Raw genomic sequence first — 16,331 nt, 5'->3', positions numbered from 1 at the left:
CGGAAATTGGAGAGAATTAAGAGGAAAGAGGAGAAAACCTTGCTCGCTGATCGGTCGTACCGGTGACGCTTTCGCTCAACCGCCGCCTGCGCGATCCCGGCCGCGTCGTCCTGCGCAGGGCTGAAAGCCCCGCTTGGCCGGACGGGCAGGGCTGCTCGGCCGCAGTTGCACCGGCCCGCCCGCTCCGCGGCGTTGAGGGTGTCTTCGAGAAGAAGACGAGGAAGGACGCAGCGAATGGCGGCGTCCGGAAACCCTTGAAGGAGCATTTCCATGGAACTGAAGTTTGTCGATCCGCGTGCGTTGACAGAAAATCCCGACAGGGCGCGGCGCTCAAAATCCAACCCGCAGGCTGACGCGCTGCTTTTGGCGACGATCAAGGCTGTTGGTATTGTGCAGCCGCCTGTCGTTGCCCCGGAATTCAATGGCGGCAACGGTTTTGTCATCGACGCCGGTCATCGCCGCGTCAAGCAGGCGATCGCGGCTGGTCTCGAAGAAATCGCAGTGCTGGTGGTCGAACGCACTGAGGATGGCGGCGCCATGCGCTCGCTGGCCGAAACGCTGGCGCACGAGCAGCTCAATCCGGTCGATCAGTGGCGCGCCATCGAACGTCTTGTTGCGCTCGGCTGGACCGAGGAGGCCATCGCCATTGCCCTGGCGCTGCCGGTCCGGCAGATCAAGAAGTTGCGCCTGCTGGCCAACGTGCTGCCGGCCATGCTCGACCATATGGCCAAGGGCGACATGCCGAACGAGCAGCAGCTTCGCACGATCGCTTCCGCTTCGCTCGATGACCAGAAAGAGGTCTGGAAGAAGCACAAGCCGTCCAAGGCAGATCCGCAGGTTTCCTGGTGGAGCGTGGCCCAGGGCCTCACCAAGACCCGCATGTTCGCCAGGCTTGCGAGTTTTGATGACGATCTTCGAGAGGCGTACGGCATTGCCTGGGTGGAAGACCTGTTTGCTCCCGCCGATGAGGACAGCCGCTACACTACCGATGTCGAAGCCTATCTGGGCGCTCAGCAGGAATGGATGGCCAATAACCTGCCAAAGCGTGGCGCTATCGCCGAGGTGGGCAGCTATGGCGAGGTCAAGCTGCCGCCCAAGGCGGAGCGGGTCTATGGCAAGCCTGGCAAGTCCGACCACACCGCCATGTATCTCGATCGTGACGGCAAGGTGCAGTCGGTCGCCTACCGCATGCCGGCAGCCAAAAAGCCCAAGGACAAGGATGGCGCTTTGGATGGAGGCGAGAGCGACGATGGCGTCGTTGCGGCAAGGCCTCGTCCCGACGTAACCCGCAAGGGCGTCGAGATGATTGGCGACCTGCGTACGGATGCCCTTCACGAGGCGCTGTCGCGCGCGTCGATCGAGGACGACACGCTGATGGCGCTGCTCGTTCTGGCGTTTGCCGGTCAGAACGTGACCGTCGCTTCGGGCGCTCGCGACATCTCGTACTTCGGCGCGGCAAGTCTTGGCGAGCATGCCGCGCGCCTGTTCGACCAGGACGGCAAGCTGGCGTTCGACATGGATACGCTGCGGATTGCGGCCCGTTCCGCCTTGATCGATGTGCTGTCGTGCCGGCAGAACCGCTCGGCCAGCGGCATCGTTTCGCGGGTCGCCGGCGACGTCATCGGTGCCGATAACTTGTTGGTCAACATGGGTATGGACGAGTTCTTGTCATGCCTGTCGCGTCCGGCGCTGGAAGCCTCGTGCAAGGACACCTCGGTCCTGCCGCGGCAGAAGGTCAAGGACACCCGTCCCGCCCTGGTCGAACATTTCAGGGAAGGGCGCTTCGTGCATTCGGCAGCGTTATTCGCCCCTGATCCGGAAAAGCTCGCATCGTGGCTGAAGAAGAACGAGGTCACGGAGCAGTCCGAGGACGCCGGCACCGAGGAGCATCAGGACGAACTCGACGGCGATGCCATCGTCGAGCCGGCGCATGACCATGACGGCGACAATTTCGGCGAAGGTTTCCGCGAGGCGGCCGAGTAGCCGCGCGTCCATTCTTCTTCCGATCGCAATTCCGCCGCGGGTTCATCACCGGCGGCGGTTTCGTTTCCACCATGAGCATCAAGGAGACCAACATGTCAGCTCAGTTGATCTATGACCTCGTGCCGCTCGGCTCCACCGTCACCTATTCTGACGGTACGCCTCGTCCACCGCAGCGCTTTCGCAAAAAGCTTGCCGCCTGGGAAAACAACAACAGCGGCGGGCGGCTGATCCGCAAGCAGGCTGAACGCCACATCGGCAACACCACGCTGCCGGCCAGCATCACCCTGCATGAAGGCAACTATGGTAGTGGTGGTGTCATTGTCTTGACCGTGCACAAAAGCTTCTCGGTCAATTCCAGCCTGAAGTTTTCTGTAAAGGAGCGTCCCGCCATCGGCTCGGTCCGGATTCTTGACCGTGCCGGTGACGATGCCGAATTGCTGCATCTCGCAGCAGATCGCGCTGATGCGGAAACATGGCTCGAAAAGCATCGTTACCCCAACGCCGTGCTGGAAGAGGTCATCGCCGACAAGGCGGTGGCAGACATTGGTGAGGGGAGGACAGCGGCATGAACGCGTTGTCTCCGAACACCGTCGCAGCGGTGAACGATGCCCCCGGATTTCCGGGGGTTTCGTTTGGACGCAGCGCTGAAGGTTTTTTTGCCGCCCGCGTCGGTGACAATGCCTTCGCCATGGTGCTCGGCGCGCAAGGAAAACTCTATCTCGCCAGTGGTTGGAAAATCTCCCGGCCTATCGAGGCGTGGAAGCGATCCGACTTCTACGGCCACAATGGTGAACTTGCCGATGAGGCTGCGTTCCGCCAGCGTGTTGAGGAGAATGCGCTTCATCAGCAGCAACGCGTTGCCCTTGGCCGGTGGGAGATTTCCTCCCGCGCGAACACGCCGTGGGGTCCGTCGCAAGGTGCGACTGTTTATGCCGATGGTATAATCTGTCATTCGACAGCCGGCCACGGCGGCTTTCATTTGTCGCCAGAGCGCAATGGCTTGGTGCATCCGATTCTGCGATCGGCAAATGCATTCTACGAGGAAGATTGCCATTGGGCAGCGGTGGCCCAGGCATTTCCTGATCTGTTTACGGATTTCGAGAAAGCCTGTGCCGATCGAACCATCCGCGACTACTATCCGGATGCCTGGGAGGCAATCCACGGTAAGGTGCTGGAATCCGGCCAATCCTCGGAGAAGGACAAGCGCGCGTTTGACCGCCTGCATGCCGACGATTGGATCGTCGTCTCGGCGATCACCTCCGATCAAGCGCCGGGTTACGTCGAGGTGGTGGCGACCATCGGCGGCAAACGCGGTTCTGGTGAAGAGCGCCGTTATCTTGTCCCTGCCGGCGAATACCAGGTCGGCCGCTTTGGGTTTGTCATCGATGCGGCAAGGCATCGCCTCTATGACGGGCCTTCGAGCTTCATCAGCTGGCAGGGAAGGGCAGCATCATGACGCTTGATCCCGCCCAGCGCGTCAAGCTTGCCCGCATGGAAGAGGCGCGCCGCCAAACCAGACATCAACTCGACCTGATCGAGCGACAGATCATCCGGCGCATGACGGCGGTCATCCCGTTGCTCCGGCCGACGTTCTTGGGGAAACGCCCGGCGTTTGGTCGCGGCAGGCTCCCCGATCCGAACACGTTCATGCGTCGATACCGCTAGAGGCTCGCAGCAATCACGCTCGAGCGTCAGCCGGAGATCGATGCACTATCCCGCAAACTCGCACGGCAGGAGCGCGCCTTGGCAGCGTTTCGGGAACGCCACGAAATGCCCGATGTGGCCGCCGCCTGATGGCGTTTTTCGCGACGTGGGTGGGTCCGGCGGCGCCCGCCTGTTACGTAACAACTGCCGATCGGCCGCCAGACTGGCGGAATAGAATGCCGGTTGCGGCAGATGGCGGATATGCTTCTCCCCGGTCGACCTTCCTTAACCTGGGTTTCCGCTGACGATCTGCGCAGGTTTGGCGCAACCGCCATGGTGCGAGGGCAAACCGGAATCAGCGATGAGCCTGAAGGCGGCTGGGGCTGGGCCGCCATTTCGTCGGGTGACCGCGCGGCGTCTACCTGAATGCGGTGGGCGTGGTGGAGAGCGAGCGGTCATGCTGTCCCTGCCTGATGCTGTTTCTCTCCTGCTCCACCCCTTGCCGGTCTTTCCTCCGGTTTGCTGCGGTTTGAACCGGCTGCCGTTCGCTTCAAGGCCGCGTGCCGCGCCGCGTTGCGGCCGAAGCCCGCCGATCTCGGCAAAGTAGGGCCGCGCCCCGCGCAGGGCAAAAAACCCCGCTTGGCCGCAACTCGACTTCGCTCGCTCTGGCGTGCCCGGACCCTGAAGCGCCCGTCTTGCGCCGGTTCCAGTTGACCGCACCGAAGGGAAGACCGGCACGAGCCGGAGCCGCTTCGGAGTGAACCAGGACAAGGATCGTATCATGGCCAAGACCGCTCGCTTTACCAACTCCAACTCCCGCGTCGCTCAGTTACGCAAGGGCACCACCCTCGAAATGGTCCGGCTCGTCTGTCCCGACGCCGCCCAGACTATCCTCATCTCCGAAAGCTTTGGGCTTCCCGTCCTCGACAGCGACGGCATCCGCGACCTGCATGAGCGGCTGATCATCGAAACCACCGAGGCCTTAAAGGAAGGCTTGAGCGACTGGGCCATGCAAATCCACCTGCAGCGCATTGTCGGCTCCTATGTCGGTTCCGCCCACGGCGCTGGTCAGTTCTACAGCCGAGCGGTGACCGAGGCCCGCGACGCTACGGCCAAACTCGCCAACGACAGCCGCGACGAGGATCTCGAAGGTCCGGTCGGCTTCGACAGCCAGGCGCAAAGAAAACGCGAGTTCGCCGCCGACATGGGGCTGCAGTCCCATGCGCTGCGAATGGCGGCCGAGGGTGCGGTCAAAGCCTACGAGCATAGCGTTGGCGAACGCTGGAAGCCTTTTCAGCGCCAGGTCGAAAACCTAGGTGCCGGCGTCAGCCGGCAGGCGGCCGAACACCAGATGGCGGCTCTCGGATAGCCGCCATGGGCGGGACTTCGGTCCCGCCCATCTACCACCTCGCCTTATCGCAACTGGCGGCCCTTGCAGGGCCGGTCTGTTCGCATATCACGGCCAAGGCCATCGGGCCTCGGTGCTCCACTATATCGCCGCTACCGCCGGACGACGATAATCCCGGCCAGTGCGATGAGAATAATACCGAGCATGGAAGCCGCATCCAGACGTTCCGAGAACAGCACGACGCCCCATAGCACGGCGAAGGCCAGATAGGAAAAGTCCCAGGTCGAGATAATCGAGGATGGTCCCAACTGGTAGGCGATGGCCGTGCCGACACTGCCGATCAGCATCGTCATGCTCAAAAGCCCGATCAGCGCCCATTGGGTCCAGCCCATCGCAACCCACTCGCCCACGAACAGGCTTTGCCCGCTCTCGCTCCCTGCCATCACGGTCGCCAGGCTTGCGCCACCACCGAGAACGATCGCTATCACGTTGAAGATCAGGGCCAGAACGAAGGGGTCTTCGCCACGGCTCTTGGTGCGCGTCAGCACCATCGCCAGAGCGTAGAGAATGGCGGAGGCCAGTGGCATCACTGCGTATATGCTCAAATCGCCGGCCTGCGGCTTCAGCATGAGCAGTACGCCGACGAAGCCGAGGGCGACCCCGACCCAACCTTGCGCCCCGACAGGTTCCCTGATCCCGAAGGCCGCAAAAAGGGTGATGAACAGCGGGATCGTGTAATAGACCGCCGCCGCCATCGAGAAATTGAGGTGCGGTAGCGAAGCGTAATAGATCAGCAGGCTCGATAGAAGCAGGCTGCTTCGCACGATGGCCCAGCCAGGATAGGCTGGGCGCAACGATACCTGCGGAAAGCACCATTTCAGGATCGCGATCAACAACGGCAGCGTGACGCAGGACCGCAGGAAAATGAACTGCGACAGCGGCATGTCCGAGATTGTGACCTTGATGATCGCGTCTGCGATGGAAAGCGTCAGGTCCGTGAAAACCATCGCCGCAACGGCGATGCCCACCTTGTCCGCCTTCGGTGCCGTCTGAGTGATCGACATTTTTTCGCGTTCCCCTCGTTCCTTCGCGGAGGCTACCGAGGCGAGAGCGTTCCAACAATTCTGATTATACGGAAAGATTGTCCGTGCTATTGTACAATAGACAACGACATGAAGAGGATGCGGGGCTTTGAGCAGCGTGAACGACATGATCCTTTTCGCCGAACTCGCCGAAACGGGCAGCTTTACCCGTGCAGGGGAGCGGATCGGGATGCCTAAATCCACGGTCAGCCAGCGCATCGCCCAGCTTGAGGCACGTCTGGGACTGCGGCTCCTAAACCGCTCCACCCGGCACGTAAGCCTCACCGGTAGCGGTCAAGTCTATCTAGAATACTGCCGCCGCGTTCGCGCAGAGGTGTCGGCGGCGAACATGGCGATGACCAATCTGAAGGAACAGCCTGTCGGAACGCTGAAGATCACCTGCCCAGAGGTAACAGCGACCTATTTCATGCCGGCCTTCCTACACGGATTTACCACGCTGTTTCCCCGGATCACGGTCGAGCTGATCGCCACAAACCGGCATCTCGACATCATCCGCGAGCGGATTGATTTCGCTTTTCGCGTTGGCACGACCACAGGGCAGGACCTGATCGTGCGACGTGTCTCCTCGATCAAACGGATTCTCGTCTCCGCCCCGGCCTATCTGGCAGTTGGCAGTCCTCTTCGGGAACCGACCGATCTTCTACATCACCGCTGCCTGGTGCATGATGCGCAGCCTGAATGGGTGTTCTCGTCGCACGACACACCGATCGCCCTGCGGCCGCCGGCGGCCGCGACCTCGGATTCTATGGGGTTCCTGCTGCAATCCTGCATCGCGGGCGGCGGGGTCGCACTCCTCCCCGCTTATGTGTGCCAGCCGTCCGTCGCGGTCGGCCGCCTCGTGGAATTGCTCCCGGGCTGGGAAATTCCACCCTATGAAATGATGCTGATCTTTCCCAATCTGAAGAACCAGTCCAAAGCGCAGGCCGCATTCCGCGATTACGTCAATACCTTCGACTTTTCAGCGTTTCTCGTTGGGCAATAAATAGCCGGAACTTCCCAGCTTCACGCCGCTGGCTTTCGAACGCTGCAAGTCAGGGTATCACCTCATGCAGAAATCCGGATTGGTACCACTAAATGACAGCTATGCCGCATAGGGCAGAGAAATCGTGGCCTCCATGTAGGTCACGGCATTGCCGCCCAGAATAACGCGGTCATCGGTCAACTCGCAGTCGAGCCATCCGCCGCGTGCCGACGCCTGATAGGCCATGAGCGTGTTGCGGCCCAACCGCGCAGCCCAGTAGGGCACAAGCGTAGCATGGATTGACCCCGTAACCGGATCTTCGGGAATACCTGCGCCGGGGGCGAAGTAGCGGGACACGAAATCCGCTTTTGCGCCTTCCGTTTCCTGCCCTGTCACCACAAGGCCGACAGGGCCGAGACGAGCGATCGCCGCAAGGTTGGGAATGAAACCGCGGACGGCATCGGCGCTGCCGAGATCGGCAAAGAGATTCTCGAAGTTGCGGAAAATGCGGACAGGCGGTGTAGTGAAAATCCCTGCTATCTCTTCAGGTAGAATGTCGATGACCTCCGGCGCCAGGCGAGGAATGTCGAGCCTGTACCCATCCGGTTCCCTTGATACACGCAGCTCCCCGACCCGAGTGTGAAAGACGAGTAGCGTGTCCGCCTTCGCCTTGGTGAACAAGATGTGTGCTGTCGCCAGGGTGGCATGGCCGCAGAAATCGACCTCATGCGCCGGGGCAAACCAGCGCAAATCCCATGTCCCATCAGGGCGGGCTTTGACAAAGGCCGTCTCAGCCAGATTGTTCTCCTGCGTAATCGCCAACATCAATTCATCCGGCAGCCAGTCATCGAGCACGAGAACGGCAGCAGGATTTCCCGCGAAGAGGCGGTCGGTGAAGGCGTCGACCTGATACATGTGCATGAGGAAACTCCTTGCCGCAGATGGCTTATCTTAGCGTTGCTGCCGGCCTGAGTGCTAGCTAGGAAAGGTCCATGCCGCGTCTGTGAATTTCCGTCAGCCAGCATTCAGCGGCCCTTCTGCAGAAGCAAACACTCAGCTTGATGAGCGCCAAAATCTCGGCAGATTCAGCCAAGGACATTCAGAGCTTGTGCCAGGTCGTCGATGATGTCCTCGGGATGTTCCAGGCCGACCGAGAGGCGGAGCAGCCCTGCCGGCGCCATTGTTCTCGGGCCCTCGACGGACGCGCGATGCTCGATGAGAGTATGTGTCCCGCCGAGACTTGTGGCCCGCGTCACGAGCTTAAGCTGACCGGCGACACCCATTGCTGCCTCGGCCCCACCTTGAACAATGAAGGACAGCATTGCGCCGTAGCCGCTCATTTGTCGCTGTGCGAGCGCGTGGCCCGGATCGTCCGGCAAGCCGGGAAACAGCACCTTCTCCACACCTGGATGAGCGGCCAACGCTTCCGCCACTGTCTGCGCACCCTCGCAATGGGCGCGCATTCGTAGTGGCAAGGTCTGCAAACCTCGCAGGGCCAGCCAACAGTCGAAGGGTGCAGCCACACTTCCCTTGTGATGCTGGATCATGCGCAGCGGTCGTTCCAGCGGCGATCCCTCGGGAACGATGACAACGCCTGCCATCAGATCAGAGTGCCCGCCAATGTATTTCGTCGCCGAGTGCATGACGGCATCTGCGCCCAGTTCGAGGGGACGTTGAAGCACCGGTGTCGCCCATGTGTTGTCCACCACGGCGAGCGCACCAGCCTCATGGGCGATTTGACATGCCGCGCTGATGTCAACGACACGGATCATTGGATTGGACGGGGTTTCGATCCAGACAAGTCCCATCGGTGCTGCCGTAACCGCCGTACGCAGCGCATCGAGATCGCGCATATCGACGGGGACGAACTCAAAGCGCTTGCCAATGTCCGTCTCATCGATGAGCGAGCGGATCCCAAAATACATATCGTCCGGCACGACGATACGACCTTCTGTAGCATGCCCCTCGAACACGGCAGTGATTGCCGCCATGCCAGAGGAAAAGGCCAGAGCCGTACTTCCTCCTTCGAGCGAGGCCATTGCAGCCTCGAACGCGTTACGCGTGGGGTTTGCATCCCGGATGTATTCAAAACCAGAGGGAAACGTACCGTCAGCACCGCGATGAAAGGTCGTGCTGGTGTGTAGGGGGATCGAAACAGCACCGGTCGTTGGATCGACGCTGCGGCCGATATGGATTGCTTTCGTCTCGATATGCATCCGGGAACCTCCATGCTGAAATTCTACGGCGAAGTTGAAGATTGCAACGCCGGTCATTATAGTGACCGTAAAAGGCGCGCGACGGAAAGTCAATATAATGACCGACATGATGGTGATGGCCGAGACGGAGCAACAGCTAGGCTCGGTGCTTGCATGCCGAATCCAAAATCTCCGGCACGAGCAAATGCTGAGCCTCGACGCACTTGCCAAGCTCACCGGCCTTTCCAAGGGCACCGTGGTGGCACTCGAAAAAGGCAAGGCCAACCCTAGTATCGGCGTCTTGTGCCGGTTGGCTGCCGCCTTTTCGCTCTCGGTCTCCGATCTCCTGAGCAATCCGGCAAATGACACGGCGAGCAGTCCGATCGAGCGCACCACATCAAAGACCTTGTGGACCAGCCCCAAGGGCAGCCAGGCTGAGCTTCAGGTGTCCACCTCGGGCCGGACCATGTTCGAGTTATGGTCATGGACCATCATGCCGGGCGACGAGTTTCGAGCCGATGGGCACAGCCCAGATACACGCGAGCTGATTTCGGTTGCTGAAGGCAGCCTAAGAATACGGGTCGGTGCCGAAACACTGATCCTGAATGCTGGCGAAGGCGCGCGGCTGGTCACTGATCAGGAACATTCCTACGCCGCAGCGGGCGATCAGCCCGCTCGCTTTTCCATGGCGGTCCTGGAGCGTGGAGGCACTGCCGGTGATTCAGCATCCTTGGAGAACTGACGAAAAGCCAAATCGGCAAGACCAACCTGCAAATAAACATTCACCCCTTTGAAGAAAGAAGCGCCATGTACGTTCCCGCCCATTTTGATGAGCCAAGCCAAGACGTTCTGCACGAGCTGATCGAGAGCCACCCGCTCGGCATCTTGATCACCCATGGATCAAGCGGGCTCGATGCAAATCATATTCCCTTCGATCTCGACCGCACGAGCGGAGATCACGGGACGCTTCGCTGCCACGTCGCACGCAACAACACGGTCTGGCAGGATATAGCGACCGGCGATGAGGTGTTGGTGGTATTTCGCTCAGCCGACGCCTACATTTCGCCGAACTGGTATCCAAGCAAGCACGAGTTTCACAAGCAGGTTCCGACCTGGAACTACATCGTGGCACACGCTCACGGACAGGTCACCGTCCATGACGATGAGCGGTATGTTCGCCGAAATGTCGCCAAACTGACGCACAGGCATGAAGCAAGCCAGACGGTGCCCTGGAAGATGGGTGATGCACCCCGTGAATTCATCGACACGATGGTGAAGGCGATTGTTGGTCTGGAGATTGAAATCACGCGCCTTGTCGGAAAGGCCAAGCTCAGCCAGAACAAGGAACTGCGCGATATTCGCAGCGCGGGAGAGACGTTGAATTCGCACGGCGAACACAAAATCGGGCAGGCAATGCTCGCGGCGGCTGAGCGAAAATCAGATCAGACAGGCCAGTAAACCAGCATCGCCCTCGAATGCCAGCTTTCGGATGAGAGCTGCGGGAACAGCAGGCCCACGATGCCTGGTTCCGCGCCAAGATCTTGCAGGCGCTCGTAGATACCCGTCCTGATAAAACAGGTGAAGATGTCGAGGTGCATTTCGCCGAGAGATGGGGGCCGCCTTGCTGAAGGCAGGCGTTACGAAGCCGTGAGGCTAACGTGGTCCGCCCTCGGCTCCCCGATCGGGACGGCATTCTCACTAATATCGAGGCTGATAGTCCCACGCTGCAGTCACCGTCGATGAACTGATCGCAATAGAAGCGCTTCGTTTGGTCGAGTTCCAGACAGTGGACGGGTGGGCCGGGCGCCGGGTATGACTATACTTGATTCTGCGCCAGGTTCGGCACGTTCCAGCGCTGGACGAGCGCGACATTCCGCAACCGTCACTTGGCGCACGAGGTGATGCAGACCGACTATGCCGGCCACACATTGCCGGTCGTCGACCCCGATACCGGCCGTCATCCGCCAAGCGCCAATTTTCGTGGCATTGCTGGGGCGTCGTCTTTCACATTCGCCTATACCAGCTTCAATCAGAAGTTACCGACTGGATCGATCTGCGACAATCTGAAGGCGGGCGTCACCAAGGCGCTGTGGCTTTAGCCGACGCTCAACCAGGCCTTCGCCGCCATGCCTGAACATTATGATACGACGATCCCCCCGACTCGAGGCCGGTAGGACAAGGGACGACGATCGGCACCGACACGGCCATTCTGATCCAGCGGCTGATGCACGATCGACCTCATCCCGAACACGGATTTCGATCAAAATCCGGTCAAAATGCCAAAATAGGGCCGATAGAAGTGACCGTAGGTGCCTTCAGCGTCTTCGCTTGCATCGGCGAAGTATGGGAAAAAGACGGCTTGGCCTTGTTTTTAATGTGCACACTCTGTGACAACCGCCAGCCCGCAGCGCTTACGTTGCTCCGTGACAATCCCTAGTGTAGTGTCACTTCGATGTGAGTAGAACGCTATGGACCCGTTTGGCGGTACCGACCGGCGATAGCCATACGGCCGCAGTTCCACCTACTACGGAAGGAGCACTGATGCTGAAGGTGATTCTTCTAGCAGCGGCGATGACAATCTGCGTAGCTGCGACAGGGGCCGAAAAGTCAAAGTCGAGTGCGGACAATCCGATGTGGACCGCCTCGCTGAAATGGGACTGCAAGACCTCCGCCAAAATCGTCTGCGAGCGCGATGGCACTTGCAGAACAGGAGATAGCGATGCCGGCTTCCTGTTGAGCTACGACAATAATGTCGTAGAGTTTGCCGACGGCAACGTACATATCAAACGCCATTATCGGCAAACTGTGCAGGGAAGCCCGCTGCAACAAGAGGTCAAGGTGGAGCTTACCGACAACCGCGTGCTGTGGCTGACGGCGGTGGACGCCAGTCGCACCTATTCCGACGCATGGGTTGGCGCGTTGAGCGAATTGAAGGGCGGCGTCGTGCTAATGGAAAGCGAGGGTATATATTGTACACCACACGCCTGAGCAAACCATACAACTGTACGAGGGAACGTGCGAAACGGGGCTTGCGCTATTAGGACTGGTTAAAGGCGTTCATCGTCCGACCCGCTTTTTTTCAAAGTTCTGCTGGAGTAGCGTGCGCATCGGATGACTTACGGCATGTTGAGGTTGAACCAGCTTTTCTGTCGAAGGCCGTTCGCGTCATCATATTCGATGTACCAGGGCTTTTCGCGCAGTGGCCGGGAGATAGTGTAATAGGTAAAACTGCTTCCGAGGGACGATCCTCTATCGTTGCCGATCGTCTGGATCTCTGCCGGCATAAGTTTGCCATCGATTTCGACCTGGGCTTGCCTGGATCCGGTGCCATGATCGTGACCGAAACGCACAACGGTGGACGCGGTGGGCAGCGTGAGTTTGTCAGATCTGATACGGCACAGGCTTGCTTCTTCGCGCAGTCCCGGCCGATCAGAGTCGTTTCGGCTGATCGCTTGCCAGCCAGCAGGACAATCCGCATATCTGTCGAATCTTGCTGCGCTGGAGTTGGCTTGCGGGCAAGTCGGCCAATTGAACCCCGGAGCCTTCATTGCTGCTATCAGCCTATTGATTGGTGGATGGCAAGAAGGCGTACCCTGCCAGTCACCGGATAGACAAAGGAGCACCTGACAGCCCCATTCCGATGCCTGTGATTCGACTGGAAGACACGTCGCGCCTACGACAGCAGCGGTACCCACCAAGAGATATTTGAGCACGGTCATAGCCCTTTCGTCGCTACGGTTTCCGACACTTTACTATGGATTATCGACGCAAGGAAGGGCAGACCGAAAAGGCAGGTTCGTGCGAATACATCGCTTCATGAAACGAGATGACGACGGCGTGGTCGACAACCCGTTGCGCGCCAACATTGCCACTACGCTGGAGCGTGAGAGGGCCAAGCGTGCCTTGCCGCACATGCACATGGCCGAGTTGTTCCGTACCGCCGAAGGCCAGAAGCTTGCGTATCGTACCTATATCCAGACCGTGCGTCAGAGGAACAATGTCACGCTGACCACCTTGCAGATGATGGCAAGCAGCCTGGACTTGGCCATGGCCGAATTGCTCGTCGGTAGTGATGAACTGCCCGAATGGGCACGCCGATTGGACGAAACCTCGATCCGTCAGCGCTTGGCGCACATCATCAACACCGAACGGAAACGGCGCAATCTGCTCCGCTATGAGATGGCCGAATTGATCGGCGTGGCAGAGGCAACGTTTGTGAAACTGGAACGTGCAAGCGGCAATGTCAGCATCGATACGATTGCCGCGATCGCGAACGCGTTAACACTCGATCCGGCAACATTTCTTTTTTCGGATAAAGTTCTGCCGGTCGATTGATCTGCCCTTTTGGGGCACTGCCAGCCGCGGGCCGCGATGTCACGCACGTTGCCAAAGCCTGACCGTCTCAACGCCGTGCGGCCGCTGGCATGGAATTTTGACTTGGACCGTCGTGCCGATGCCGGGGCTGCTCTTGACGGCGAGCTTCCCTTTAAGGGTTGAGACCATCTGAGAGCAAGCAGTCAGTCCGAGACCGGCATGGTTTCCGGCTCGTGTTGAAAAGAACGGGATCGTTGCTTTCTCCAGAATCGCGGGCGTCATGCCTGTGCCGTTGTCGGTTACCTCAAAAAAGAGCGAACTGCGCCGAAAGAACGGATGCGGCTTGACGCTCGCTGCAATGAGAATTCGAGGGTTCTTGGTATCCGTCAGGGCTGTAAGCGCATTTTCAACGAGTTCGTCTGCCAACAATCTGAAAGGGGCGGCCGGGACAGGCTGAGCTCTGGCTGCAGCAGAGGCCGACAACTGAATCAGGCCACGTCGATCTCGTGCGACATCTTCGAGCAGCGTGCCCAGCAGTTCGGCCCGGAAATCTCGTGGTGCATAGGCTATTTTGAGCAGGCTGTCATTGATGGACTCCAACTCGGTGGCCGTGCCACGCGCGGCCTCGAGCAATTCGCTGCCCGGCGGCTCGTCGGGGCGCACATGCTCCAGAAATAGCCGCAAGGCCGAAACGCGCGACCGTGTCATATGCCCAAAGAGTGAAGCGAATGAGCGCATGTGCTGATCGCGGCGGCTTACAAAGGAATAGCGCTGGTGGATGATGAGATATAAGATCGCGCCCAAGCCCAGCGCAGCAGCGAAGATGAACCAGTTGCGCGAAGCCGCAGTATCAATGATGGCCGTTTGACGCAGTGTGGCGCTATGACCGACGGTGGCGCTGGATATCTCGTACATGGCTTGCTCGAGTTCGGTCATTGCTGCGAGAGCGTTGCCGTAGTTGGCACGGGCCTGGACAACGGGCGCGACTTTTTGTTCGAGCATTTGACGGAACTTGCCGAGGAGCGCGACGTCGCGATCGGGAAAAAAGCGATGGAGATAGGGCAGCTTCTGCAGCACGATGACATTGACGCTCAATATCGCCATTTGCCGATCTGTGTCCGGGTCGAGCTTGCCAGTTTCTTGGGCGAGCCGAAGATAGCCGCGTACCCGCAACAGGCGCTCGCGAATCTGCGTCGCGCGCCACTGAATCTCGTAGGTCTGATTGAGGATCTCGTCCGTCTCCTGCCGATAATGGTCCGACTGAATGAACGTCCACGCACTCAGTCCAAGAGCAGCGGCCATACCGAGATACGGCAAGGCGGCGAACGGGCGGCCCTTGAAGAACTTCATTGGTTGGCGCGTAGAATGGTGGGAAAAAACACCCAGATTGAATTCCTGGCGGGAACATACGAAGTAGGCAATTTATCGAACGGCCAGACAATGAAAATGGGGCCTTTTTCGAGCAGGTCGATCGGTCGAAAAGCCTGACCGGGCAAGCAACGCGAGGTGGCTCTGTCCGCATCGCCACATTTGCGTTGGACGGCCAGGATCGGCTTGTAGGACAAGATTTCATCCCGGTGTATCTCGGAAATGAAATCGTCATAAGCGACAACCTTGATGACGTCCGCATCGGCCACGCCCGCTTGCTCCAGGACTGTCTCGAGCAATGGGCCACGAAATGCGATCGTTTCGTGCTCGCCGGTCCAGGGCGTGCGCGTATCATAAGTTTGTTGCTCGAAGACGGACTTTAGCTGCTCTACGGTGAATAGAGCGACCATCCGGCCCGATGCATCTTCCACCCTCAACTCGTTCGGATCACTGGATAAACGTTGGGCAGCACAGTTGAGCGGCAGAGCGAAAATAAGGATGATAGCGAGAACGCAAACCAACACGCCCGGCATCCGTGCATATGCGGGAAATAATGCGTTTGTCGAACACAAAGCCGAGGCACGCGGGTCCTTTCGAAACGTCGGGGAGGCCGCTGGGCAGCCAGGATCATAGGGATGTGGCGAATCTGATCGTAAGGTGTTCGTCAGAGAACAGGGAAACAGGTCCGTCGAGAGCTTTGCTCCGTATATGATCAAAACTGACATTTCTACAGCCCCCGCGGCAATCGCTGGCCTTGTTTCAAGAGCTTCGCACGGGCCTGCTTATAGTACTTCTCGGCAGAACCGGCATCGATACCGAGCCGGTCCGCCATGAGCTCGAAGACTTCCTTGCGCTTCACGCCAGGCGCGCGCTGAGCCATCATGTCGACTATGTCTTGCTCGCGCGGGGTGAGTGCTGAATAATGATAATCGGGTTTGGTCATGGAAACACGCGAGAGGCGAACGGAGAAGCCGTTCCTCGCAATATCGTCTAGAACATCGCCAAACACACCGGGGGCGAGGCCTGTCTTGCCAAGGTAAGCGGCGGCGCCGATCCGCCGGAAACTTTCTGCCTCGAGCCGATTGTCGGAGCCGGTCACAACAACATGGATCGCGCTCGGCGAGGATTCCACGATTTTCTCGACAACGCCGACGCGATCGGATAGCGAGGTTGGATCGTAACCGGGAAGGCCGGGATCGATCACGACAAGATCGCAGCGATTGCTTTGAAGCTCTGCCGCCGCCATCTCCAGCGTTTCCGCGCCCAGAACAATGCACTCTTCAAAGCTCGCTTTCACTTCTTTCATGAGCGCGAGACGCATAAGCGTTTGGTCTTCGACAACGAGGGCCTGGAACATTGAAAGCGTTTCCTTCCACAGGCTCCCCGCCCGGTGTTCAGAATTGTTCGGCCGAAAA

18 protein-coding genes and 1 pseudogene are annotated in these 16,331 nt (G+C 59.3%); 12 read left to right on the top strand and 7 right to left on the bottom strand.

The window, feature by feature from the left end:
• Positions 1 to 270: 270 nt before the first annotated feature.
• From ACX3P1_RS21570 to ACX3P1_RS21550, 5 genes are all read left to right on the top strand, one after another.
• Positions 271 to 1,983 carry a ParB N-terminal domain-containing protein gene (locus ACX3P1_RS21570; protein ID WP_459081660.1) on the top strand — a complete coding sequence of 571 codons (1,713 nt, stop codon included), beginning with the start codon at positions 271 to 273 and terminating at the stop codon, positions 1,981 to 1,983.
• Positions 1,984 to 2,075: 92 nt separating this feature from the next.
• A complete protein-coding gene (locus ACX3P1_RS21565) occupies positions 2,076 to 2,552 on the top strand; it encodes a hypothetical protein (RefSeq protein WP_459081659.1) in 477 nt (158 codons plus the stop codon).
• Positions 2,549 to 3,439 (top strand): DUF7007 domain-containing protein, encoded by an 891-nt coding sequence (locus tag ACX3P1_RS21560; protein ID WP_459081658.1) that lies wholly within the window; start codon positions 2,549 to 2,551, stop codon positions 3,437 to 3,439. Before ACX3P1_RS21565 ends, ACX3P1_RS21560 begins: the two co-directional genes overlap by 4 nt.
• A complete protein-coding gene (locus tag ACX3P1_RS21555) occupies positions 3,436 to 3,648 on the top strand; it encodes a hypothetical protein (RefSeq protein ID WP_459081657.1) in 213 nt (70 codons plus the stop codon). Before ACX3P1_RS21560 ends, ACX3P1_RS21555 begins: the two co-directional genes overlap by 4 nt.
• Before the next feature lie 760 nt (positions 3,649 to 4,408).
• Positions 4,409 to 4,996 (top strand): hypothetical protein, encoded by a 588-nt coding sequence (locus tag ACX3P1_RS21550; protein ID WP_459081656.1) that lies wholly within the window; start codon positions 4,409 to 4,411, stop codon positions 4,994 to 4,996.
• 131 nt (positions 4,997 to 5,127) lie between these two features.
• Here the strand turns inward: ACX3P1_RS21550 and ACX3P1_RS21545 are convergent, their stop codons facing one another.
• Positions 5,128 to 6,039, bottom strand: coding sequence for a DMT family transporter (locus ACX3P1_RS21545; protein WP_459081655.1), 912 nt, complete (start codon positions 6,037 to 6,039; stop codon positions 5,128 to 5,130).
• 136 nt (positions 6,040 to 6,175) lie between these two features.
• On the opposite strand from ACX3P1_RS21545, the gene ACX3P1_RS21540 reads away from it, so the two are divergent.
• A complete protein-coding gene (locus ACX3P1_RS21540) occupies positions 6,176 to 7,060 on the top strand; it encodes a LysR family transcriptional regulator (protein ID WP_459081681.1) in 885 nt (294 codons plus the stop codon).
• A gap of 99 nt (positions 7,061 to 7,159) precedes the next feature.
• Here the strand turns inward: ACX3P1_RS21540 and ACX3P1_RS21535 are convergent, their stop codons facing one another.
• Both ACX3P1_RS21535 and ACX3P1_RS21530 read right to left on the bottom strand, forming a co-directional pair.
• Positions 7,160 to 7,954 (bottom strand): PhzF family phenazine biosynthesis protein, encoded by a 795-nt coding sequence (locus ACX3P1_RS21535; protein ID WP_459081654.1) that lies wholly within the window; start codon positions 7,952 to 7,954, stop codon positions 7,160 to 7,162.
• Positions 7,955 to 8,124: 170 nt separating this feature from the next.
• Positions 8,125 to 9,312, bottom strand: a complete 1,188-nt coding sequence (locus tag ACX3P1_RS21530) for a trans-sulfuration enzyme family protein (protein WP_459081653.1) — start codon at positions 9,310 to 9,312, stop codon at positions 8,125 to 8,127.
• 40 nt (positions 9,313 to 9,352) lie between these two features.
• On the opposite strand from ACX3P1_RS21530, the gene ACX3P1_RS21525 reads away from it, so the two are divergent.
• The 5 genes and pseudogenes from ACX3P1_RS21525 (at position 9,353) to ACX3P1_RS21505 (ending at position 12,222) form a co-directional block, all read left to right on the top strand.
• Entirely contained in the window at positions 9,353 to 9,976 is a 624-nt protein-coding gene (locus ACX3P1_RS21525; protein ID WP_459081652.1) for a helix-turn-helix domain-containing protein, read from the top strand.
• A gap of 65 nt (positions 9,977 to 10,041) precedes the next feature.
• Positions 10,042 to 10,692, top strand: coding sequence for an FMN-binding negative transcriptional regulator (locus tag ACX3P1_RS21520; protein ID WP_459081651.1), 651 nt, complete (start codon positions 10,042 to 10,044; stop codon positions 10,690 to 10,692).
• A 50-nt stretch (positions 10,693 to 10,742) separates the two neighbouring features.
• Positions 10,743 to 10,885 (top strand): annotated as a pseudogene (locus ACX3P1_RS21515) (type II toxin-antitoxin system RelB/DinJ family antitoxin); the annotation flags it as partial.
• Positions 10,886 to 11,132: 247 nt separating this feature from the next.
• Positions 11,133 to 11,333: a hypothetical protein gene (locus tag ACX3P1_RS21510; RefSeq protein WP_459081650.1), complete on the top strand. Its 201-nt coding sequence runs from the start codon at positions 11,133 to 11,135 to the stop codon at positions 11,331 to 11,333.
• 442 nt (positions 11,334 to 11,775) lie between these two features.
• Positions 11,776 to 12,222, top strand: a complete 447-nt coding sequence (locus tag ACX3P1_RS21505) for a hypothetical protein (RefSeq protein WP_459081649.1) — start codon at positions 11,776 to 11,778, stop codon at positions 12,220 to 12,222.
• A 128-nt stretch (positions 12,223 to 12,350) separates the two neighbouring features.
• On the opposite strand, the gene ACX3P1_RS21500 is transcribed toward ACX3P1_RS21505, so the two are convergent.
• Positions 12,351 to 12,953: a hypothetical protein gene (locus tag ACX3P1_RS21500; protein ID WP_459081648.1), complete on the bottom strand. Its 603-nt coding sequence runs from the start codon at positions 12,951 to 12,953 to the stop codon at positions 12,351 to 12,353.
• A 97-nt stretch (positions 12,954 to 13,050) separates the two neighbouring features.
• On the opposite strand from ACX3P1_RS21500, the gene ACX3P1_RS21495 reads away from it, so the two are divergent.
• Positions 13,051 to 13,569 carry a helix-turn-helix domain-containing protein gene (locus ACX3P1_RS21495; RefSeq protein WP_459081647.1) on the top strand — a complete coding sequence of 173 codons (519 nt, stop codon included), beginning with the start codon at positions 13,051 to 13,053 and terminating at the stop codon, positions 13,567 to 13,569.
• A 39-nt stretch (positions 13,570 to 13,608) separates the two neighbouring features.
• Here the strand turns inward: ACX3P1_RS21495 and ACX3P1_RS21490 are convergent, their stop codons facing one another.
• From ACX3P1_RS21490 to ACX3P1_RS21480, 3 genes are all read right to left on the bottom strand, one after another.
• On the bottom strand, positions 13,609 to 14,898 hold the full coding sequence (locus ACX3P1_RS21490) for a sensor histidine kinase (protein WP_459081646.1): 1,290 nt from the start codon (positions 14,896 to 14,898) through the stop codon (positions 13,609 to 13,611).
• Positions 14,895 to 15,449 (bottom strand): putative pterin-binding protein, encoded by a 555-nt coding sequence (locus tag ACX3P1_RS21485; protein ID WP_459081645.1) that lies wholly within the window; start codon positions 15,447 to 15,449, stop codon positions 14,895 to 14,897. Before ACX3P1_RS21485 ends, ACX3P1_RS21490 begins: the two co-directional genes overlap by 4 nt.
• Before the next feature lie 194 nt (positions 15,450 to 15,643).
• The gene (locus tag ACX3P1_RS21480) at positions 15,644 to 16,273 is read right to left on the bottom strand and encodes a response regulator (protein WP_459081644.1); all 630 of its coding nucleotides are present in this window, start codon (positions 16,271 to 16,273) and stop codon (positions 15,644 to 15,646) included.
• Positions 16,274 to 16,331 lie beyond the last annotated feature (58 nt).

The sequence above is a fragment of the Mesorhizobium sp. A623 genome (assembly GCF_054489405.1).
The sequence above is the reverse complement of the archived record's forward strand: the minus strand, read 5'-3'. Positions and strand labels throughout refer to the sequence as shown.